At 70.4% G+C, this 20,800-nt stretch carries 18 protein-coding genes; 3 read left to right on the forward strand and 15 right to left on the reverse strand.

The genetic code is table 11. The features are described 5' to 3' along the window. Positions 1-111: 111 nt before the first annotated feature. The 12 genes from aroQ to B2K11_RS04885 all read right to left on the reverse strand — a co-directional run bounded on the left by aroQ (position 112) and on the right by B2K11_RS04885 (position 12,539). Positions 112-570 (reverse strand): type II 3-dehydroquinate dehydratase, encoded by a 459-nt coding sequence (gene aroQ, locus B2K11_RS04830; protein ID WP_163617133.1) that lies wholly within the window; start codon positions 568-570, stop codon positions 112-114. Between the two features lie 37 nt (positions 571-607). Further along, entirely contained in the window at positions 608-1,156 is a 549-nt protein-coding gene (locus B2K11_RS04835; protein ID WP_163617134.1) for a GNAT family N-acetyltransferase, read from the reverse strand. A 31-nt stretch (positions 1,157-1,187) separates the two neighbouring features. Beyond that, positions 1,188-2,267, reverse strand: coding sequence for a 3-dehydroquinate synthase (gene aroB, locus B2K11_RS04840; RefSeq protein WP_163617135.1), 1,080 nt, complete (start codon positions 2,265-2,267; stop codon positions 1,188-1,190). Continuing rightward, positions 2,264-2,872, reverse strand: coding sequence for a shikimate kinase (locus B2K11_RS04845; protein WP_163617136.1), 609 nt, complete (start codon positions 2,870-2,872; stop codon positions 2,264-2,266). Before B2K11_RS04845 ends, aroB begins: the two co-directional genes overlap by 4 nt. Beyond that, the gene (aroC, locus tag B2K11_RS04850; protein ID WP_163617137.1) at positions 2,856-4,085 is read right to left on the reverse strand and encodes a chorismate synthase; all 1,230 of its coding nucleotides are present in this window, start codon (positions 4,083-4,085) and stop codon (positions 2,856-2,858) included. The genes B2K11_RS04845 and aroC overlap by 17 nt, the downstream gene beginning before the upstream one ends. A 30-nt stretch (positions 4,086-4,115) precedes the next feature. Then, positions 4,116-4,967, reverse strand: coding sequence for a shikimate dehydrogenase (locus tag B2K11_RS04855; RefSeq protein WP_239525735.1), 852 nt, complete (start codon positions 4,965-4,967; stop codon positions 4,116-4,118). Further along, complete coding sequence (gene mltG / locus B2K11_RS04860) at positions 4,961-6,661, reverse strand: endolytic transglycosylase MltG (protein ID WP_239525737.1); 1,701 nt, start codon at positions 6,659-6,661, stop codon at positions 4,961-4,963. Before mltG ends, B2K11_RS04855 begins: the two co-directional genes overlap by 7 nt. Beyond that, a complete protein-coding gene (ruvX, locus tag B2K11_RS04865) occupies positions 6,661-7,128 on the reverse strand; it encodes a Holliday junction resolvase RuvX (RefSeq protein ID WP_163617139.1) in 468 nt (155 codons plus the stop codon). The genes mltG and ruvX overlap by 1 nt, the downstream gene beginning before the upstream one ends. 13 nt (positions 7,129-7,141) lie before the next feature. After that, positions 7,142-9,799, reverse strand: a complete 2,658-nt coding sequence (gene alaS, locus B2K11_RS04870; protein WP_163617140.1) for an alanine--tRNA ligase — start codon at positions 9,797-9,799, stop codon at positions 7,142-7,144. A 91-nt stretch (positions 9,800-9,890) separates the two neighbouring features. Further along, positions 9,891-10,187, reverse strand: coding sequence for an ATPase (locus B2K11_RS04875; RefSeq protein ID WP_163617141.1), 297 nt, complete (start codon positions 10,185-10,187; stop codon positions 9,891-9,893). A 168-nt stretch (positions 10,188-10,355) separates the two neighbouring features. Then, entirely contained in the window at positions 10,356-10,985 is a 630-nt protein-coding gene (gene rpsD, locus B2K11_RS04880; protein WP_163617142.1) for a 30S ribosomal protein S4, read from the reverse strand. A gap of 240 nt (positions 10,986-11,225) precedes the next feature. Beyond that, positions 11,226-12,539, reverse strand: coding sequence for a replication-associated recombination protein A (locus tag B2K11_RS04885; protein WP_163617507.1), 1,314 nt, complete (start codon positions 12,537-12,539; stop codon positions 11,226-11,228). 356 nt (positions 12,540-12,895) lie between these two features. Here B2K11_RS04885 and B2K11_RS04890 point away from each other — a divergent pair, with 356 nt between their 5' ends. The 3 genes from B2K11_RS04890 (at position 12,896) to B2K11_RS04900 (ending at position 15,796) form a co-directional block, all read left to right on the forward strand. Next, a complete protein-coding gene (locus B2K11_RS04890) occupies positions 12,896-13,201 on the forward strand; it encodes a dioxygenase (RefSeq protein WP_163617143.1) in 306 nt (101 codons plus the stop codon). 109 nt (positions 13,202-13,310) lie between these two features. Next, complete coding sequence (locus B2K11_RS04895; RefSeq protein WP_345770754.1) at positions 13,311-15,080, forward strand: DUF349 domain-containing protein; 1,770 nt, start codon at positions 13,311-13,313, stop codon at positions 15,078-15,080. A 158-nt stretch (positions 15,081-15,238) separates the two neighbouring features. Then, the gene (locus B2K11_RS04900; RefSeq protein WP_163617144.1) at positions 15,239-15,796 is read left to right on the forward strand and encodes a hypothetical protein; all 558 of its coding nucleotides are present in this window, start codon (positions 15,239-15,241) and stop codon (positions 15,794-15,796) included. Here the strand turns inward: B2K11_RS04900 and B2K11_RS04905 are convergent. Genes B2K11_RS04905 through secD form a run of 3 tightly spaced genes read right to left on the reverse strand, consistent with a single transcriptional unit; the run spans position 15,775 to position 20,795 of the window. Then, entirely contained in the window at positions 15,775-18,024 is a 2,250-nt protein-coding gene (locus B2K11_RS04905) for a bifunctional (p)ppGpp synthetase/guanosine-3',5'-bis(diphosphate) 3'-pyrophosphohydrolase (protein WP_163617145.1), read from the reverse strand. The genes B2K11_RS04900 and B2K11_RS04905 overlap by 22 nt on opposite strands. A 54-nt stretch (positions 18,025-18,078) precedes the next feature. Then, positions 18,079-19,071, reverse strand: coding sequence for a protein translocase subunit SecF (gene secF, locus B2K11_RS04910; protein ID WP_163617146.1), 993 nt, complete (start codon positions 19,069-19,071; stop codon positions 18,079-18,081). After that, the gene (gene secD, locus B2K11_RS04915) at positions 19,071-20,795 is read right to left on the reverse strand and encodes a protein translocase subunit SecD (RefSeq protein ID WP_163617147.1); all 1,725 of its coding nucleotides are present in this window, start codon (positions 20,793-20,795) and stop codon (positions 19,071-19,073) included. The genes secF and secD overlap by 1 nt, the downstream gene beginning before the upstream one ends. Positions 20,796-20,800 lie beyond the last annotated feature (5 nt).

The raw sequence follows: 20,800 nt of genomic DNA on the forward strand, positions 1-20,800 counted from the left end.
CGTTGTGGTGTGAGCGACGTGAAGCGAGAGGCGGTCGCTGCCCGTCGACATGCTCGAGGACCGGCAGCGCCGACGTTCGATTCTACGGGATGCCTGGTCCCGGGCGATTCCTCAGCCCTCGGCCTGCCCGGTGAGGATGTCCACGAGGCGTGCGACGGCCGTCGCGTAGCCGGGCACGCCCTCGCCGATGACGTGCACGACGGCGACGTCGGCGACGTAGGAATGACGGCGGAACTCCTCGCGGGACCTCACATCCGAGATGTGCACCTCGGCGACCGGAAGGCCGACGCCCGACAGTGCGTCGCGCAGCACCACCGACGTGTGAGTGAGGCCGCCGGGGTTGATCACGATGCCGGCGCAGTCCTCGCGGGCTTCGTGGATCGCATCGAGGAGCACGCCCTCGTGGTTGCTCTGCACAGCCCGCACCTCGAAGCCGCGCTGCGCGGCGGCATCCGTCGTCACGCGCTCGACGTCGGCCAGCGTCGCGGTGCCGTAGATGCCGGGTTCCCGGGTGCCCAGCAGGTTGAGGTTGGGCCCGTTGACGAGGAGCAGGCGGCGGGGGTGGGTCATGTTCGCACGATATCAGCGCGCTCGGACCGGTTACCCGTCACGGCAGGGGGCGCTCCATGACGATCTGGGGCCCGATCACACTGGCGTAGGTCTCGCCGGTGCGCGCGAAGCCGGCACGTCGGTAGGCGCCCTCGGCGCGCGGGTTGTCGCGGTGGACGTCGAGCGAGATCCGGTCGAGCCCGAGGCTCGCCGCCCATGCGGCGGCCGCGGCGAGCAGGGCGTCGACCGCACCCGTCCCGCGGTGGCCGGGGTTCACGTACACGCCCACGACGTCGGCTCGGCGATCGTCGACGTACCGGCCGAGTGCGTCCTTCTGTCCCGTGGCCCGGATCAGCACCGACAGGCTTCCGACCCAGACATCGTCGACGACCGCGACGAACTGCGCGGCGGTCTCGCTCGTCGCCGCCTTGTCCGCGCGGTCGCGCCAGAACTCATCGGGGCGCTCGGCCACCTGCTCGGGCGTCTCGAGGAACGCGATCCCGGCATCGGGGTCGCTCGTCGACTCCAGCCGAAGTGCCCGCACGGCAGCCCATTCATCGGAGCGGATGCGGCGCACCGTCAGGCGCGGATCGGGCGATGCCGTCATCCGAGCACCCTACCGCGGTGCTGCCGGGTGCTCATCCGCCCGAGACCTCCTGGTAGGCGGCGAAGAGCAGTGATTCGTCGGGTGCCTGCAGCACCGTGGGCTTGGCGACGTCGTCGAGCACGATGAAGCGCAGCATGCCTCCTCGGCTCTTCTTGTCGCGCTGCATGGTCGCGAGCAGCGTAGGCCAGCGCCCGGCGCCGTACGTCGTCGGCAGGCCGAGCGAGCCGAGGATGTCGCGGTGGCGCTGGGCGGCGGCATCCGGAAGCCGGCCGGCGAGCCGCGACAGCTCGGCGGCGAAGACCATGCCGACCGAGATCGCGGCGCCGTGACGCCAGCGGTAGCGCTCGGCGTGCTCGATGGCGTGGCCGAGCGTGTGTCCGTAGTTGAGGATCTCGCGCAGACCCGCCTCGCGCAGGTCCTCCCCCACGACGCGCGCCTTCATCTCGATGGCGAGCTCGATGGTGCGGCGGAACGCGGCGCTCTGCGGGTCGACGGCAGTCTCGGGGTCGGCCTCGACCAGGTCGAGGATCTCGGGCGCCCAGATGAATCCGGCCTTCACCACCTCGGCGTAGCCTGCGACGCGCTCGTTGCGCGACAGCGAGCCGAGCAGATCGAGGTCGCAGATGACGGCGCGCGGCGCCCAGAAGGCTCCGACGAGGTTCTTGCCCTCGGCGGTGTTCACGCCGGTCTTGCCGCCGACTGCCGCATCGACCATGCCGAGAACGGTGGTGGGAACCTGCACGACCTCGACGCCGCGCAGCCACGTGGCCGCGACGAAGCCGGCGAGATCGGTGACCGCTCCCCCGCCGAAGCCCACGACGACGTCGGTCCGCGTGAAATCGGCCTTGCCCATCACCTGCCAGCAGAAGGCGGCGACCTCGATGCGCTTTCCCGCCTCGGCGTCGGGGATCTCGGCGAGCAGCACCTCGCGGTCGCCGACCAGCTGCGCGCGCAGACTCTCGGCCTGTGCCGCGAGCGTCGGCGGGTGGATCACGAGCACCTTGCGGGCAGCGGCCGGCAAGGCCTCGCCGAGGGAGGACAGGATGCCGTGGCCCACGGTGATGTCGTAGCTCGCGTCGCCGCTCACGGTGATGGTCGTGGCGTCGGTCATGGCGTCTGCTCCTTCTCGCGGGGGCTGCTGTCGCGCGGGCTGATCTCACTCGGTCCGGCCGAGCCGCCGGCGGCGTGGTCGTGCGGCGGGGTGCTCTGGCCGCGCACCCACGCGACGAGGGCGTCGACGACGTCCTGCAGCGGGCCGGTGGACGTGTCGAACGTGACGTCGGCGAGCTCTTCGTACACGGGCCGGCGCTCTTCGAAGATCGCGGTCCAGCGCTCGATGGCGTCGTCGCCCCCCTGCAGCAGCGGTCGGTTCGAGTCGCGCACGCGGCCCGCCACGACGCGCGGCGACACGGTGAGGAGCACGACGCGGAGACCTGCGAGCTCTGCACGGGTGTCGGCGTCCATGATCGCCCCGCCGCCGAGCGAGACGATGCCGCCTGTGGCCAGGCCCTCGCGGACGGCATCGCGCTCCGCCGCACGGAAGCGCGCTTCGCCGTGTTCGACGAAGAGCTGGTCGATCGGTCCGTGGTCGCGCACGACCGCGGCGTCGGTGTCGAAGAAGGGCAGGCCGAGCGCGCGCGCGGCCTTCTTGCCGATGCTGGTCTTTCCGGCCCCCATCGGGCCGATCAGCACGACGGCGTCAGAGTGCGAGGTCATGCTCGGCGAGGCCGGCGTCGCTCTCGGCGGCGCTGTGCAGCGCGTCGGGGATCGCCGCGAGGTAGCCCTCGAGGTTGCGTCGCGTCTCGGCGACGCTGTCGCCGCCGAACTTCTCCAGCACGACCTCGGCCAGGACGACGGCGACCATGGCCTCGGCGACGACGCCCGCCGCCGGCACGGCGCACACGTCCGAGCGCTGGTGGTGCGCCGACGCGGCGTCGCCGGTCGCGACGTCCACCGTGCGCAGCGCCCGCGGCACGGTCGCGATCGGCTTCATGCCGGCGCGCACCCGCAGGACGGTACCGGTCGACATGCCGCCCTCGGTGCCGCCCGCCTTGTCGCTCGAGCGCGTGATGCCGTCCCGCGCCACGAACAGCTCGTCGTGGGCGGCGGAGCCGCGACGGCGCGTGGTCTCGAACCCGTCGCCGACCTCCACGCCCTTGATGGCCTGGATGCTCATGAGCGCGTGTGCCAGCTTGGCATCGAGGCGGCGGTCCCAGTGCACGTGCGAGCCGAGTCCGGGCGGCAGGCCGTAGGCCAGCACCTCGACGATGCCGCCGAGCGTGTCGCCCTCTTTACGCGCGTCGTCGACCTCGGCCACCATGGCGGCGCTCGTCGCGGCGTCGAAGCAGCGGAGCGGATCGGCGTCGAGTGCCTCGACGTCGTCCGGCGTGGGCAGGGCCGCGCCCTCGGGCACGCGCACGGGCCCGATCGAGAGCGTGTGGCTGACGAGACGGATGCCGAGCTCGGCCAGGAACGCTCGTGCGAGTGCGCCGAGGGCGACGCGGGCGGCCGTCTCGCGGGCGCTCGCGCGCTCGAGGATCGGCCGGGCTTCGTCGAAGCCGTATTTCTGCATGCCGACGAGGTCGGCGTGGCCGGGACGAGGGCGCGTGAGCGCGGCGCCGCGGCCGCGGGACTTCTCGGTGAGTTCCACGGGCTCGGGGCTCATGACCTCGACCCACTTGGGCCATTCGGTGTTGCCGATGCGCAGGGCGATCGGGCTGCCGAGGCTCGTGCCGTGCACGACGCCGGACGAGATGGTCAGCTCGTCCTCTTCGAACTTCATCCGCGAGCCGCGGCCGTAGCCGAGCTTGCGGCGCGCGAGATCCGCCTGGATCGCGGCGCGGGAGATGGGGACGCCCGCGGGCAGGCCCTCCATGACGGCGATGAGTTCGGGGCCGTGCGATTCGCCGGCCGTGAGCACGCGGAGCATTGGTCCAGTCTCCCACGCCCCGGACCGCCGTTACGCCGTCGTGGGCTCCTCGAGCACGCGGCGCATCGCCTCCAGCGATTCGTCCTCACGCGCGAGAGGCGCGTCCGGGTCGCCGTTGCGGAAGATCCGGACCTGCAGCAGTGCCTGGTGCAGCAGCATCCCGAGTCCCGACCGCGCCGGGTTCCCGGCACGGTCCCACGCGGCCGACAGTGCCGTCGGCCAGTGCCCGTAAACCACGTCGAGGAGCAGACCGCCGCCGCCTGCCAGCGCGTCGGCCGCGGCATCCGCGATCGGCGCATCACCCGGCAGCGTCGCGATCGTGAGCGGCACGGCGGAGTGGTCGCCTACGGCGAACGAGGCCGTCCGCACCGCGATCCCGAGTCGACGACCGAGTTCGGTCAGCGCTGCCACCGCCTCCGGCCGGCGCGCGACCACGTCGACTTCTTCGACGCCGAGCTCGGACAGTGCGACGAGGGCCGAGGTCGCCGTCGCGCCGGCGCCGACGATGCGGGCGCGTGCCACGTCGGTGATGTCGTCATCGGCCAGGGCCCGCACGATGCCGCCGACATCGGTGTTGAAGCCGCGCGCGCCGGCGAGGTCGAGCAGCAGTGTGTTGACGGCTCCCGTCAGCTCGGCCCGGCGGTCGTGGGTGGACGCCGCCGCGAACGCGACGCCCTTGAGCGGCATCGTGAGCGAGAGGCCGCGCCAGCTGTCGTCGAGGTCGGCGAACTCCGCCGCGAACGACGCCTCGTCGACCCGGCGGAGCCCGTACGACCAGTCCAGGCCGAGCACCTCATAGGCGGCGGCGTGCAGCTGCGGCGAGCGGCTGTGCGCGATCGGATCGCCCCAGACCTCCAGACGCGTCGCGCGCGTGCTCAGCACCCCTGGTCCGGGTGTTCGCTGCACCACTGCTGCCACTGGTCCACGTATTTCAGGTGCTCGCTGTACGTGCTCGTGAACTGGGTCTCGCCGGTGTCCAGGTTGACCGTCACGAAGTACAGCCACGGCCCGTCCGCCGGGTGCATCGCGGCGTTGATGGCGACGTCGCCGGGGTTGGAGATCGGACCGATCGGCAGCCCCGTGTGGTAGTACGTGTTCCACGGGTTCGGATCGTTCAGCGCCTCTTCAGACGAGCTCACCGTGCCGTCGTGCATTTCGCCGAAGCCGTACTGCGCCGTCGAGTCCATCTGCAGCTTGCCGAAGGTCTCTTGGTTGCCGGGATCGAGACGGTTGAGGATGACCCGCGAGACCTTCTGCATGTCGACCTCGTAGCGCGCCTCGCGCTGGATGATCGACGCGGTCGTGAGGATCTCCTGGCGCCTCTCGACGGGAACGCCGGCGGCATCGAGCGACTGCACCGTGCGGTCGACGAGCGTCTGGATCGCCGACTGCGCCGTCACGCTGGGGTCGAACGTGTACGTCGCCGGGAACAGCCATCCTTCGAGCGGCTGCCCCCCTGTCGCGACGATCGCCGGATCGACGGGGACGCCGTACGCAGACGCGTCGGCGGCGGCGGCCTGCAGATCGGCGAGCGGGATGCCGGTGCCCTCGGAGATCCGCTCGAGCGTGCCGTCGACGGTGTAGCCCTCGGGGATCTGCGCGGTGAACTCCTGCTTGTTCGCCGCATCGAGGAGCGCCGCCAGCGCCGCCTCGCTCGTCATCTGCTTCTGGAGCTTGTACACGCCCGGATGGAACATCGGGTTCTGCCCGCTCGTGATGAGGTAGTCGTAGAACGCGTCGGCGGTCTTCGTCACACCGGCGTCGAACAGCGACTGCGAGATCGGCGAGCCGGTGTCGCCCTGGGCGATCGTCACGTACGTCTCGCCGTTCGCGAGGCCCGCCTCGTAGTCCTTGGGCTCTTCCCAGCCCATGACCTCGCGGATCTGGTCTTCGTACGTCGTCCACACGTAGTACGCGCCGCCGGCGATGCCGCCGAGGATCAGCAGCACGACGCCGAGGGCGATCCAGCCGCCGATGCGGCGGCGCTTCTTGTTCTTCGCTGGCGGCACGTTCCCGATGTCCTCCGTCGAGGTCGAACCGCTGAACAGATCGTCGAGGGTCGCGACGGGCGCCTGTCGCGCCTGCTCGCGCCGGGCATCCCGAGGTGCCGCTGATGGGGCCGACGCGGTCGGCCCCGCCGGCGATGCGGCGGAGGCCGGCGCGGTCGAGGCGGCCCCGGAACGGCTGTACGGCATGGCGGGACCCACGCCGGCACCGGCGAAGATCCACGAGTCGTCCGCGGCGGACGATTCGACGATGTCGACCGGCTCCGTCGTCGGCCGGGGCGTGCGCAACGGGACGGGCTGGAACCCGCTCCCCGGCGCGGGCTCCGCGGCGGGCGGCGGGGCCGCCGGAGCGGCCGGCGCGGTGGGACCGCTCCCGACGATGGGTGTGGCGCCTGTGATGAGCGATTCCCAGGTCGTTGCCGCCTCCGCCGGTGCGGGAGCCGCCGGCGCGGGAGTCGGCGCAGCCCCAGCCTGAGTCGGCGTCTCACCCGTCGCCGCTCGCCTCGCCGCTTCGCGGGCAGCGCGGCGCGACGGGGGAACTGCTTCGCCGTCGGGCGATGAGTCGGGCATCAGGCGGGCTCCTGGGGGACGGGGGTTCCGGGGGGTCGTCCGGTGCTCTTCTCGACGTCGAGCGCTTGCTGGAGCAGGACGACCGCGGCGACCTGGTCAACGATGGTACGCGAAGAACGCTGGGATCTGCCCGAACTGCGCAGTGCCGCGTGTGCCGACACGGTCGACAGCCGCTCGTCGACGAGCCGCACCGGAAGAGCGGATGCCGCAGCCAGGGCCGCGGCGAAGTCCCGGGCGTCCTGCGTCGACGCAGTGTCCTCACCGCGCAGATTCATCGGCAGGCCCACGAGCAGTTCGACCGCGGAATACTCCTCGGCGAGGGCCGTGATCCGCGCCACCGATGCGTCGTCACGCGGCACCGTCTCGACCGGCGTGGCGAGCAGACCGTCGGGATCGCACGTCGCCACACCCACGCGGGCTTTGCCCACGTCGATGCCGAGCCGCCGGCCCCGCCTGAAATCGCTCATCGGCACCGGCCGTTCACGCGGCGAGCGCGTCCTTCACGGCGGTCAGCGCCGAAGGCAGGGCCGCGGCATCCGTCCCACCGCCCTGGGCGACGTCGTCGCGTCCGCCGCCGCCGCCGCCGAGCACACCGGCCGCGCCCTTCGCGAGCGCGCCCGCCTTGGCGCCGGCCGTCCGCGCGGCGTCGTTGGTCGCGACGATCACGACGGGACGGTCGTTCACCACCGCCCCGAGTGCCACCACGGCGGCCTCGGAGCCGAGGCGCTCGCGCACCTGCAGCGCCAGCGAGCGGACGTCGTCGGCGGATGCCGCGGTGCCGAGCGACTCCGCGACCACGAGCGTGTCGCCCACGCGCGTCGCGCCGGCGGCGAGGGCGGGAAGGCGATCGCCGAGAGCCTTGGACTCGAACGCCGCGATCTTCTTCTCGGCCGCCTTGAGGCTCGCCTGAAGCTCGGCGATGCGGGCGGGCAGCTGCTCGCGCGGCGCCTTCAGCGACGAGGTGAGCTGCGACACGAGGGCGCGCTCAGCGGCCAGCGAGCGGAACGCGTCGAGGCCGACGAGCGCCTCGACCCGCCGGTTGGACGCGCCCACCGACGACTCGCCGACGAGGCTGATGATGCCGATCTCGGCGCTCGTCGACACGTGCGTGCCGGCGCAGAGCTCGCGCGACCAGGGGCCGCCGATGTCGACCATGCGCACGGTGTCGCCGTACTTCTCGCCGAACAGCGCCATCGCGCCGAGCGACTTGGCCTCATCGAGGGCGAGGACGCGCGTGGTCACCTCGAGGTTGTCGCGCACCGCGTTGTTCGCGATCTCCTCGATCTCGGACTTGGTGTCGTCCGACAGGGCCTGACCCCACGAGAAGTCGAAGCGCATGTAGCCGGCCCGGTTCAGCGAACCGGCCTGCGTCGCGGTCTTGCCCAGCGTGTCGCGGAGCGCCGCGTGCACCAGGTGGGTCGCGGAGTGGGCCTGACGGGCGGCGCGGCGGTTCGCGGCATCCACCACCGTCGTCGCGGGCTGACCCACGCCGACCTCGCCGATGGAGACCTCGACGGTGTGGCTGATGAGCCCGGGAACCGGCTTCTGAACGTCGAGCACCTCGAGCTCGTAGCCCGGGCCGACGATGACGCCCTTGTCGGCGACCTGGCCGCCCGACTCGGCGTAGAGCGCGGTCTCGGCCAGGATCACCTCGGCGATCTGGCCGACGCTCGCGCGGTCGACCGACACGCCGTCGACGAGGACGCCGAGCACCTGCGACTCCGCCTCGAGGTCGGTGTAGCCCGTGAAGACGGTCTCGCCGTGGGCACGCAGGTCGCGGTACACGCTCGTGTCGGCGAGCTGGCGCTTGCGCGCCCGTGCGTCCGCCTTGGCACGTGCGCGCTGCTCCTGCATCAGTCCGTCGAACGCCGCACGGTCGACGCTGAGCCCCGCCTCCTCGGCGATCTCGAGCGTCAGGTCGATCGGGAAGCCGTAGGTGTCGTGCAGCAGGAACGCCTCCGAGCCGGTCAGCGTGCTGCCGCCGGTGGCCTTGGTCTCGGCGAGCGACTCGTCCAGCAGGGACTCCCCCGCCGCGAGCGTGCGGAGGAAGGTCGCCTCTTCGGCGAGGGCGTACTGCGAGATGCGCGCCCAGTCGGCCTCGACGACCGGGTAGGCGTCCTTCATGGCGTCGCGGGACGCCTCGAACAGGACGCTGAACGTCGGCCCGTCGACGCCGAGCAGGCGCATGGAGCGGATCGCACGGCGCATGAGGCGGCGCAGGATGTAGCCCCGGCCGTCGTTCGCGGGCGTGACGCCGTCCGACATGAGCATCAGCGACGAGCGGATGTGGTCGGCGACCACGCGGAACCGCACGTCGTCTTCGTGGTTCGCGCCGTACGTGCGGCCCGACAGCCCGACCGCCTTGTCGAGCACCGGACGCACCTGGTCGGTCTCGTACATGTTGTCGACGCCCTGCTTGATGAACGCGATGCGCTCCAGGCCCATGCCGGTGTCGATGTTCTTGTTCGGGAGTTCGCCGACGATGTCGAAGTCGTACTTCGAGCGCACGTTGGTGATCTCGTACTGCATGAACACGAGGTTCCAGATCTCGACGTAACGGTCGTCGTCGGTGGCGGGGCCACCGTCGATCCCGTACTCCGGACCACGGTCGAAGAAGATCTCCGAGCACGGACCGGCGGGCCCCGGAAGGCCGGTGCTCCAGTAGTTCGTGTCCTTGCCGAGGCGCTGGATGCGCTCCTCGGGCAAGTCGGTGAGCTTCAGCCAGAGATCGTGCGCCTCGTCGTCCTCTTCGTAGACGGTGACCCACAGGTCGTTCTGATCGAAGCCGAGTCCGCCGTCGGCTTCAGGACTCGTCAGCAGATCCCAGGCGTACCGGATGGCGCCTTCCTTGAAGTAGTCGCCGAACGACCAGTTGCCCAGCATCTGGAAGAAGGTGCCGTGACGCGGCGTCTTGCCGACCTCTTCGATGTCGTTGGTGCGGATGCACTTCTGGTTGTCGGCAGCACGCGCATACGGCGCAGGGACGTCGCCCGAGAGGTACGGGATGAACGGCACCATGCCGGCCACCGTGAACAGCAGCGCCGGGTCGTCGGTCACCAGCGATGCCGAGGGGACGATGGTGTGGCCGTTCTTCTCGAAGTAATCGAGGAAGCGCTGTGCGATCTCGGCGGTCTTCATACGGGTCCTTGCGTGTGCGTGCGAATGCGTGCGTGTTCTGGGGTATCCGGCGACCGGTGCCGGGGCGCAGGCGCGGAAAGGGGGCGGCGGGTCAGTCGGTGAGCTTGTCGGCCGCGTCATCGGCCGCGTCGGCGACCTTCGCGGCGACATCGGATGCCGCAGCCCGGGCTGAGCCGACGGCGTCGGCGGCGGCATCCCGCACGTCGTCGACCAGACCGGCGAAGCGCGCTTCCTGCTCGCGATAGGCGTCGCCCATGCGGTCGGTGAACTCCGTGATGCGGGCGTCGACGTCGGCCAGCATCTCGTGGCCTCGCGGATCCTTGTCCATCAGGTGCGCGAGCACGAACCCGCCGGCGATGCCGAACAGGAACCACAGGAGGTTCTTCATGTCACCACTTCCTCGCGGGCCGCTGGGGCGCGGCATCCTCCCATCGTAAGCGGAAACGTCATGGCCATGCCCTGCCGGCCGCGCTCGGGGTGGGACGACGAAGGGCGCCGGGGTGAACCCGGCGCCCTTCTGCTTCGGCCGTTGAGCGAGCGAAGCGAGACGAAACGCTTAGCGCGCCGCGTAGTACTCGACGACGAGCTGGACTTCGCAGACCACGGGGACCTCGGCGCGCTTCGGGCGACGCACGAGACGGGCCTGCAGCTTGTCGAGCTCGACCTCGATGTAGCCGGGAACGGGCGGCAGGACCTCGGCGTGACCGCCGAGCGCTGCGACCTGGAAGGGCTCGATGCCCTCGCTCTTGGCCTTGACGTGGATGAGCTGGCCCGGCTTCACGCGGAACGACGGGCGGTCGACGAGCTGGCCGTCCACGAGGATGTGGCGGTGCACGACGAGCTGGCGCGCCTGCGCGGTGGTGCGGGCGAAGCCGGCACGCAGCACGAGCGCGTCCAGACGCATCTCGAGGAGCTCGACGAGGTTCTCACCCGTCAGGCCCTGGGTGCGGCGGGCCTCGTTGAACGTGTTGCGCATCTGCTTCTCGCGGATGCCGTACTGCTCGCGCAGACGCTGCTTCTCGCGGAGGCGGACGGCGTAGTCGCTGTCCTGCTTGCGCTTGGTGCGGCCGTGCTCACCCGGCGCGTAGGGGCGCTTCTCGAGGTACTTGGCTGCCTTGGGGGTCAGCGCGACGCCGAGGGCGCGGGAGAGGCGGACCTTGCGGCGGTCCTGGGACTTCGTTGCCACGAAGTGTTCCTTTCGATGACGCTGCCGTGGCTTTCACGGCTCGCGGACGTATCGCCCTGTCTTCGCCCTTTCCGGACTGCACGCCGGGGCATGCCGGAAGGTCGTTCAAGAAGAGAGGGGATGCCCGAAAACTGCGTTTCGAGCCCCTCAACCCTACCAGATCCGCCGCGCCGCCTTTCTGGGGGCGCCACGGGCGCCCCGCGGTGCGGCCGACGCGATGCGCCGCGCGGTGACCGGCGGTCAGCGTTCGCCGTCGAGGATGCGGCGGATCTTCTCCAGACGGGCCTGCACATCGCGCTCTGCCCCGAGTGCTTTCGGCTCGTAGTAGCGGCGCCCCTGCAGTTCGTCGGGCAGGTACTGCTGCGCGGCGATGCCGATCTCGGCGTCGTGCGGGTAGACGTAGCCCTTGCCGTGGCCCAAGCGTTTCGCTCCCGGGTAGTGCGCGTCGCGGAGGTGCACGGGCACGCGGCCGAACCCGCCCGCGCGCACGTCGGCGATCGCGGCGTTGATCGCGAGGTAGGCGGCGTTGGACTTGGCCGTCGTGGCGAGATACGCCGTCGCCTCCGCCAGGGGGATGCGGCCCTCGGGCATGCCGATGAACTGCACCGCCTCGGCGGCGGCCACCGCCATCGGCAGCGCATGGGGGTCGGCGAGCCCGATGTCCTCTGCGGCCGAGATGATGAGGCGGCGCGCGATGAACCGGGGGTCCTCCCCCGCCTCGATCATCCGCGCCAGATAGTGGATCGCGGCATCGACGTCCGAGCCGCGGATCGACTTGATGAAGGCGCTGATCACGTCGTAGTGCTCGTCGCCCTGGCGGTCGTAGCGCAGCAGCGCGCGGTCGACAGCCTGCGCGACGTGGTCGGGTGAGATCACCGGGACGCCGTCGGCGGCATCCTCGTCCGCGTCTTCGTCGCTCTCGCCTTCCTCCGGCACCGCCAGCGACGCCGCCGCTTCGAGGGCCGTCAGCGCCCGCCGGGCGTCGCCCGAGGCGAGGCGCACCAGCGCGTCGCGGGCCTCGTCGCCGAGCGCGACCGCTCCGGCCAGCCCGCGGGGATCCGAGACCGCACGATCGAGGAGCATGCGGAGGTCATCGTCGGTCAGCGGCTTCAGGGTGAGCAGCAGCGAGCGCGACAGCAGCGGCGAGATGATCGAGAACGACGGGTTCTCGGTGGTCGCCGCGATGAGCACCACCCAGCCGTTCTCGACGCCCGGCAGCAGCGCGTCCTGCTGGGCTTTCGTGAACCGGTGGATCTCGTCGAGGAACAGGATCGTGGACTGTCCGTACAGGTCGCGCTGGGTGAGCGCCTCCTGCATGACCTCGCGTACGTCCTTCACCCCGGCCGTGACCGCCGACAGCTCGACGAAGCGCCGGCCCGACGAACGGGCGATGGCCTGCGCGAGCGTGGTCTTGCCTGTGCCGGGCGGGCCCCACAAGATGACCGAGGTCGCGGCGCGGGCCGCGGCATCCGGATTCGCGAGCGTCACGAGAGGCGAGCCCGCCCGGAGCAGGTGCGACTGCCCCGCGACCTCGTCGAGCGACGTCGGACGCATCCGAACCGCGAGCGGCGTCAACCCCTGGAAGAGGGCTGTCGGTGCACCACCGCTCCCCGAGGCCCCACGCGACGCGCCGCCGGCGCGTGAAGAGGGGGCAGGAGCGGTCATCTCACCAGGCTATCCCGCGTCCACGACACGGGATCGGCTGCGGTTTGGTCGCCGCCGTGCGGCCCCCGTAGGATCAACCCGCCCGGGGCGCTGACCCGCGTGCACGCCGGGGCCAGGCGTGGGCACAGAGACTCCTGGTGTTCTCACGCCGCACGGCGGCGCACGAGGCAGCGAGCGTGAGCCAGGGTGGACGAGCCTGACGCAAGACCGAACGAGCCTGACGGAAAACCGAACGAGGAGGTCACGTGGCGAACGGTGGCAAGAACCGTGATGCGCGGGCTGCGCGCGACCGCACCCGACTGTACGAGGCGCGGCGTCAGTTCCATGAGGGGCAGGCACGCCGCCGCACGCGTGACAACCTGATCGCCGGCATCGTCGGCGGTGTTCTGGTTCTCGGTCTGATAGGTGCCCAGACGGTGTACTTCGTGGCCGGTCCCGGTGCCCCAGAGCCCGCGCCCTCTTCCACGCCGACGCCCACAGCGCCCACGCCCGCGCCGACTCCTTCGCCGACGACGCCCGAGCCGAGCGCGACACCCACCCCGACGCTCTGAGATCTCGGGCTCCGAGCCGCGGCACCATCGGAGACGAGGCATCCGCCGTACTAGGCTGTGAGCCGTCCTACTCCCTACAGACGGCGCGAGCCGCGATGAGGTGCATCCCGTGACTGCCGCAGCAGATTCCCAGCCCGAAACCGACGCCCCCGAGGCACCCGACAGCGACGCCGCTGTCACCGCGAACGAAGTGGAGACGTCGGAAGACGCCGTTTCCGAGGCAGCCGCCGACACCGCTCCGGAAGGGGCCGAGGATTCCGGCTCTGCCGAGGAATCCTCCGACGCCGAGCCCGCGGCAGGGGGCGAGCCCGAGCCGGCCGCTGAGGCGGAGCCCGCGGCTGACACCGATGCCGAACCGGCAGCGGACGCCGACGAGCCCGCGGTGGACGCCGAGGAGCCCGCGACTGAGGCCGAGCCCGAGCCGGTCGCTGAGGCCGACCTCGAGCCCGCGGTTGAGGCCGAGCCCGCGGTTGACGCCGAGCCCGCGGTTGACGCGGAGCCCGCGGCTGAGGCCGAGACCGCGGCTGACGCGGAGCCCGCGGCTGAGACCGACGAGGACGCGGCTGAGCCTGCTGAGGCTGACCTGCCTGTTGCGGCCGCCAAGCCGGCGGCGCCCAAGAACGTCGTTGCGATGGCGCCCGCCGCACCGGCTTCCGACGAGCCATGGGGCCGCGTCGATGAGGACGGCACCGTCTCGGTCCGAGAGGCCGATGGCTGGCGCGTCGTCGGGCAGTACCCCGACGGGTCTGCCGAAGAGGCGCTCGCCTACTTCCAGCGCAAGTACAACGACCTGGCCAGCGAGGTGACCCTCCTCGAGGTGCGTCACCGCCGCGGCGGGGCATCCGTCGCGGATCTGCGTTCGACCGCGCGCACGATCAACGGCAAGCTACGGGATGCTGCGGCCGTCGGCGATCTCGCGAGCCTCGCCGCCCGTGTCGCCGCACTCACCAAGACGCTTGCCGCCGAGTCCGAGACCGAGGCCGTGGCTGCGCGCGAGGCCGTCGACGACGCCGTGAAGGCGCGGACGGAACTCGTCGAGAAGGCGGAGGCGCTGGCGGCCCGCGACCCGCGCACCGTGCAGTGGAAGCAGGCCACGTCCGAGCTCAACTCGCTCTTCGACCAGTGGCAGTCGCAGCAGCAGAACGGCCCGCGGCTGCCGAAGTCGACCGCCCAGCAGCTGTGGAAGAGATTCCGCGACGCTCGCGCGACGGTGGACAAGCACCGCCGCGCGTTCTACGCCGAGCTGGACGAGGCGCACAAGGGCGTTCGCGACCGCAAGACGCGCCTGGTCGAGCGGGCCGAGGCCCTCGCGACGAAGGGCGAGGACGGCATCCCCGCCTACCGCGACCTGCTCGACGAATGGAAGACGGCCGGTCGCGCCGGCAAGAAGGTCGATGACGCGCTCTGGGCGCGGTTCAAGGCTGCCGGTGACGCCCTGTACGGCGCGCGGATCGAGCGCGAGACGGCCGATCTCGAAGCCTCCCGCGAGAAGATCGAGCTCAAGCGCGCGCTGCTCGAAGAAGCGAAGGTCGTCGCCGACGAGCGCGACATCGCGAAGGCTCGTGCCACCCTGACGGGGGTGCAGCGCCGCTGGGACGAGGTGGGCCGGATCTTCCCGCGCGACACCGAGCGCTCGCTCGACGACGAGCTTCGTCGCATCGAGAACGCGCTGCGCTCGCGGGAAGAGGCGGACTGGAAGCGCAACGATCCCGAGCAGAAGGCGCGCGCGAACGACATGACGCGACAGCTGACGGACGCGATCCGCAAGCTCGAGGACGAACTCGAGGAGGCGAAGAAGTCCGGCGACAAGCGGGCCATCGCCACCGCGACTGACGCGCTCGAGGCGCGCCGGACGTGGCTCAAGGCGCTGGGCGGCTGATTCGTCGCCACTGAGCCGTCAGCCTCAGGCCGTAAACCCCACCCGTCACCATCAGGGGGGTCATAGACCCGGGCGCGGCGTGCGCGCTACGCCCGGGTTGTCCACAGGCGCCGTGCTGCGGCATCCGTGCTCCGTTCACGGTGCGGCAGACTTCGGACGTGGGATCGCCCTTCCTCTACTTCGCGGATGACCGGCTCTCGAGTGCGGAGCTGACGGCCGCCTGCCTCGACGGGCACCTCGTGTCGCTGGGCGACGCCTACATGCCCGCGGATGCGGTGGAGACGCGGGCGCTGCGTGCCGGCTCGCTGGCGCGCACGCTCGGCGACACGCTCGCCGCCACGCATCTGACAGCCGCCTGGATCCACGGCGGGCTGCCGGCGCCGCCCGTGCGCCATACCGTGCAGCGCGCGGTGCCGCGCCGCCTCCACGTCGTCCCGCATCGGCAGCTGGTCTATCGCGACCTCGCCGTCGCGGCCGAGGACCTGCAGCTGATCGGTGGCGTGCTCGTCACCAACCCGGAACGAACCCTCGCCGACCTCGCCCGGGTCGGAGATGCCGAGCACACGCGGGCGGCGCACCTGCTCGCGGGCGCGGATCAGGATGCCGCTTCCCGCGCGATCGCCCGGCTCGAGACGGGGGTGCTCCCCCACAAGCGGGCGGCGCTGGCGTGCCTGCGAGAGATCGTCGCCGGGCTTCAGGAGGACGTCACGCGGTAGACGTCGTAGACGGCGTCGATGCGACGCACGGCGTTGAGCACACGATCGAGGTGGACGATGTCGCCCATCTCGAACACGAAGCGGCTGAGCGCGAGGCGATCGTTCGAAGTCGAGACCGTCGCCGACAGGATGTTGACGTGGTGCTCGCTGAGTACGCGCGTGACGTCGCTCAACAGGCCCGAACGGTCCAGCGCCTCGACCTGGATCTGGACGAGGAACACGCTCTTCGTCGTCGGCGCCCACTCGACCTCGATCATGCGCTCCGGGTCGTCCATCAGCGACTTGACGTTCGTGCAGTCGGTCCGGTGCACCGAGACGCCGCTCCCGCGGGTCACGAAGCCGACGACTTCGTCGCCCGGCACGGGCGTGCAGCACTTCGCGAGTTTGACGAGGATGTCGGGGGCGCCGCGCACGAGGATCCCCGAGTCGCCGCCGCGCGGTGCGCGGGTGCGCCCGACCACCGGCAGATCTATCGGACCGGTCGTGGTGTCGTTGGCGGCGACGAGCGCGGTGACCTTCTCGATCACGGACTGGGTCGAGACATGGCCTTCGCCGACCGCGGCGTACAGCGCCGAGACGTCCTCGTAGCGCAGCAGGTGGGCGACCTCAGTGAACGAGTCCTGGCTCATCAGCCGCTGCAAGGGCAGGTTCTGCCGGCGCATCGCGCGCGCGATCGACTCCTTGCCCTGCTCGATCGCCTCCTCGCGACGCTCCTTCGTGAACCAGCCCCGGATCTTGTTGCGCGCGCGGGTGCTCCGCACGAAGCCGAGCCAGTCCTGGCTGGGGCCGGCATCCGGGTTCTTCGAGGTGAACACCTCGACCACGTCGCCGCTCTTCAGCTCGGACTCGAGCGGGACCAGCCGCCCGTTGACCTTGGCGCCCATCGTGCGGTGGCCGACCTCGGTGTGGACCGCGTACGCGAAGTCGACCGGCGTCGCGCCGGCGGGCAGCCCGATCACGCGCCCCTTCGGCGTGAAGACGTAGACCTCCTTCGCACCGATCTCGAAGCGCAGGGAATCGAGGAACTCCCCGGGGTCGGCCGTCTCGGCCTGCCAGTCGGAGATGTGGGCGAGCCACGCCATGTCGGTGTCGAGAGACTTGGAGTCCGGCTTGGCGCCGTTCATCTGCTCTTTGTACTTCCAATGCGCCGCGACGCCGTACTCCGCCTGCTGGTGCATCTCGTGCGTGCGGATCTGGATCTCGACGGTGCGGCCGCCCGGGCCGATGACCGTGGTGTGCAGCGACTGGTAGAGGTTGAACTTCGGCGTGGCGATGTAGTCCTTGAAGCGCCCTGGAAGGGGCGTCCAGCGTGCGTGGATGGCGCCCAGCACCGCGTAGCAGTCGCGGACGCTGCCGACGAGCACGCGGATGCCGATGAGATCGTAGATGTCGTCGAACTCGCGACCGCGGACGACCATCTTCTGGTAGACGGAGTACAGCTGCTTCGGCCGGCCCATCACGCGACCGCGGATGCGCAGTTCGCGAAGGTCGCTGTCGACGGCGTCGATGACGTTCTGCACGTACTGCTCGCGCTGCGGAGTGCGCTGCTTCACGAGGCTGTCGATCTCGGCGTAGAGCTTCGGGTGCAGCACCGCGAACGAGAGGTCCTCGAGCTCGGACTTGATCGCCTGGATGCCGAGCCGGTGCGCGAGCGGCGCGTAGATCTCGAGTGTCTCGGTCGCCTTCTTGCGTGCCTTCTCGGGCGGGACGAAGCCCCAGGTGCGGGCGTTGTGGAGGCGATCAGCAAGCTTGATGAGGAGCACACGGATGTCGCGCGACATCGCCACGATCATCTTGCGGACGGTCTCGGCCTGGGCGCTCTCGCCGTACTTGACCTTGTCGAGCTTGGTCACGCCGTCCACGAGCATGGCGACTTCGTCGCCGAACTCACTGGTGAGCGTCTCGAGGGAGTACTCGGTGTCCTCGACCGTGTCGTGCAGCAGCGCCGCGGCGATGGCCCGAGGCCCGAGGCCGAGATCCGCGAGGATCTGCGCCACGGCCAGCGGATGCGTGATGTACGGCTCGCCGCTCTGGCGCGCCTGCCCGGAGTGCGCCTTCTCGGCCGCTGAGTAGGCGCGCTCGACGATCGACAGATCGCCCTTCGGATGGTGCGTGCGCACCGTCCGCAGCAGCTGCTCTACGTCATCCCGGCGCGCGGAGCGCGAGAAGATCCGCGGCACCAGGCGTCGCAGGGACGAGGACTGGGCGGGGGGAACGGTCTCGGTCATGCGATCCCCTCCCCTCCGCTGGACCTCCCAATCCTACGCCCGAGCGGCGAGGCCTCAGGCCGGGGTACCTGCCAGCTCGCGCGCCGCCACGACGCGCGTGTCGCGCGTCTTGATCGGCTGCTCGTTCTCACGCAGCAGCGAGTACAGGGGCGCCGCGACGAAGATCGTCGAGTACGCGGCCACGATCGTTCCCACGAAGATCGACAGCGACAGGTCGGTGAGCGTCTGCGCACCGGCCCAGATGAGCCCGATGAACAGGATCGCACCGGTCGGCAGGATCGCGACGATCGTCGTGTTGATGGACCGCACGAGGGTCTGGTTCACTGCGAGGTTCACGGACTCGCCGAACGTGCGCCCCGAGACCTCGCCGTCTTCGCTCGTGTTCTCTCTGATCTTGTCGAACACGACCGTCGTGTCGTACAGCGCGTACGAGAGGATCGTCAGGAAGCCGATGACGGCGGCGGGCGAGATCTCGAAGCCGAACAGCGCGTACACGCCGATCGTGATGACGAGCACATCCACCAGGCCGATGATGGCCGAGACCGACATCTTCCAGGTGCGGAAGTACAGCGCCAGGATGATGAACGTCAGGGCCAGGAAGATCGCGAGGCCCCACAGCGACGTTCGCGTGACATCGGCGCCCCAGCTGGGACCGATGAAGGCGTAGCTGACTTCGCTCTCGGGCACGTCGTACGCCTCGGCGAGGGCCGCGGAGATTTCGCGGCTCGCGGCATCCGTCACCTGATCGGTCTGCACCCGCACCGCGTCGTCGCCGATCGTGACGACCTTCGTCGTCGCTTCCGGCACGACAGAGAGCACGGCGTCGGTCGCGAGCGACTGGTCGACCGGCGACGCCACGCCGCTCACGGTGAACTGGGATCCGCCGGTGAACTCGATCGAGAACTGGATCGGGCGGAACAGCGGCACCAGCGCCGAGCCGATCACGAGGAGGGCGGCGATGAGGAACCACAGGCGTCGCCGCCCGACGAAGGGGAACGAGGTCTTGCCCGTGTAGAGGTCGTTGCCGAGCTGGCTCATGGAGCGCATCAGTCGTCTCCCTCCTTGACGGTCTTGCCGGGTTTCGCGCTGTCGGCGGCGGCCAGTTCGGACTGCTTGCGTTCCGCGATGGTCTGGCGGCGGGCGGCTTCGCCGCGCGCCTTGACGTTGCGGCGTCCGGCGGCGCCGGCAGCGAGCACCGGCTCGCGGAACTGCGCCCGGCCGCGGTAGACAGCTCCGAGAGCCGTCGGGTCGAGCCCGGACAGCGGATGCCCCGACCCGAAGAATCGCGTGCGCGCCAGCAGCTGCAGCACCGGGTGCGTGAACAGGATGAAGATGAGGACGTCGATCGCCGTCGTCAGGCCGAGCGTGAAGGCGAAGCCCTTGACCGTCGAATCGGCCAGGATGTACAGCACCACGGCGGCGAGGATGTTGATCGACTTCGAGATGTAGATCGTGCGCTTCGCGCGACCCCAGCCGTCTTCGACGGCCGACGTGATCGACTTGCCGTCACGCAGCTCGTCTCGGATGCGTTCGAAGTAGACGATGAACGAGTCCGCCGTGAAGCCGATCGTCACGATCAGGCCGGCGACACCGGCGAGCGAGAGGCGGAAGCCCATGCGCCAGGCGAGGATGCAGAGAGTGACGTAGGTCAGCACTGCCATCACCGCCAGCGACGCGATGATGATGAAGCCCAGCGCGCGGTAGACGATGAGCGAGTAGATCGCGACGAGCACCAGGCCGATGAGGCCGGCGATGAGCCCGATCTGCAGCTGCTGCGAACCGAGCGTCGCCGAGATCGAGTTCGAGCTCTCGACGGTGAAACTCAGCGGCAGCGCGCCGTACTTCAGCTGGTCGGCGAGGACCTTCGCGGTCTCCTGCGTGAAGCTGCCCGTGATGCTCGGCTTGCCGTCGAGGATCACGCCGTTCATCGACGGTGCCGAGAGGACGTAGCCGTCGAGCACGAACGCGAATTGGTTCAGCGGTGCCTGCGCGCCGTACAGCCGCTGGCTGATCTCGCCGAACGTCGTCGTGCCCTCACCGTCGAACGAGAGGTTGACCGCCCACTGGTTGTTGGTCTGCTGCAGGCCGAACGTCGCATCGTCGATCGACGAGCCGTCGAGCTCGACCGGGCCGAGGATGTACTTGACACTGCCGTCGGCCTCGCACGTGATCAGCGGCTCGTCGGCCGGTGCGTTCGCGGGGTCGTTGGCCGGGTCGGCGCAGTCGTAGGCGAGGAACTCCGCCTGCAGCGCCGGCGTGATCCACGCGGTGTCGCTGCCGTTGGTCGGCGCCGTCGTCGGCGTGGCCTGGAGGGACGGGTCCGGCGTGGGATATGGCGTGGCGGTGCCGTCTTCGCCGACGAACGTGTTGGCCGGCTCGCCCGCATGCAGCACGGCGCGCAACTGGAGCTGCGCGGACGCCTCGATGCGGTTGCGAGTCTCTTCGTCGGCCTGACCCGGGATCTGCACGACGATCTGGTTACCGGCTTGAGTCGTCACCTCGGCCTCGCCGACGCCGGAGGCGTCGACACGCTGGCGGATGATCGTGACCGCCTGCTCCATCTGCTCAGCAGAGGGGTCGGCGCCGTCCTCGGTCTGCGCCTCGAGGACGATCTGCGTGCCGCCCTGCAGGTCGAGCGCCAGTGCGGGCGTCCAGGAGCTCTGTCCGAACACGTACACGCCGAGGGCGTTGATGCCGAACAGGAGCGCGGTGATCGCGAGGAGTCCGGTCAGCGCGCGCCATGCATGCCGGACGGGAGTGGATGTCGCCACGTCTT

The organism is Microbacterium sp. B35-30 (assembly GCF_010634855.1).
Classification (GTDB): domain Bacteria; phylum Actinomycetota; class Actinomycetes; order Actinomycetales; family Microbacteriaceae; genus Microbacterium.

Excerpts from the sequence above, each read along its gene's own strand:
- mltG (WP_239525737.1), bottom strand. The coding sequence starts at position 6,661 with ATGCCCGACTCATCGCCCGACGGCGAAGCAGTTCCCCCGTCGCGCCGC.
- B2K11_RS04835 (WP_163617134.1), bottom strand. The coding sequence starts at position 1,156 with ATGACGGCATCGCCCGATCCGCGCCTGACGGTGCGCCGCATCCGCTCC.
- alaS (WP_163617140.1), bottom strand. The coding sequence starts at position 9,799 with ATGAAGACCGCCGAGATCGCACAGCGCTTCCTCGATTACTTCGAGAAG.
- aroQ (WP_163617133.1), bottom strand. The coding sequence starts at position 570 with ATGACCCACCCCCGCCGCCTGCTCCTCGTCAACGGGCCCAACCTCAAC.
- secF (WP_163617146.1), bottom strand. The coding sequence starts at position 19,071 with ATGCGCTCCATGAGCCAGCTCGGCAACGACCTCTACACGGGCAAGACC.
- ruvX (WP_163617139.1), bottom strand. The coding sequence starts at position 7,128 with ATGAGCGATTTCAGGCGGGGCCGGCGGCTCGGCATCGACGTGGGCAAA.
- aroC (WP_163617137.1), bottom strand. The coding sequence starts at position 4,085 with ATGCTCCGCGTGCTCACGGCCGGCGAATCGCACGGCCCCGAACTCATC.
- B2K11_RS04885 (WP_163617507.1), bottom strand. The coding sequence starts at position 12,539 with ATGCGTCCGACGTCGCTCGACGAGGTCGCGGGGCAGTCGCACCTGCTC.
- aroB (WP_163617135.1), bottom strand. The coding sequence starts at position 2,267 with ATGACCGACGCCACGACCATCACCGTGAGCGGCGACGCGAGCTACGAC.
- B2K11_RS04845 (WP_163617136.1), bottom strand. The coding sequence starts at position 2,872 with ATGACCTCGCACTCTGACGCCGTCGTGCTGATCGGCCCGATGGGGGCC.
- B2K11_RS04875 (WP_163617141.1), bottom strand. The coding sequence starts at position 10,187 with ATGAAGAACCTCCTGTGGTTCCTGTTCGGCATCGCCGGCGGGTTCGTG.
- B2K11_RS04905 (WP_163617145.1), bottom strand. The coding sequence starts at position 18,024 with ATGACCGAGACCGTTCCCCCCGCCCAGTCCTCGTCCCTGCGACGCCTG.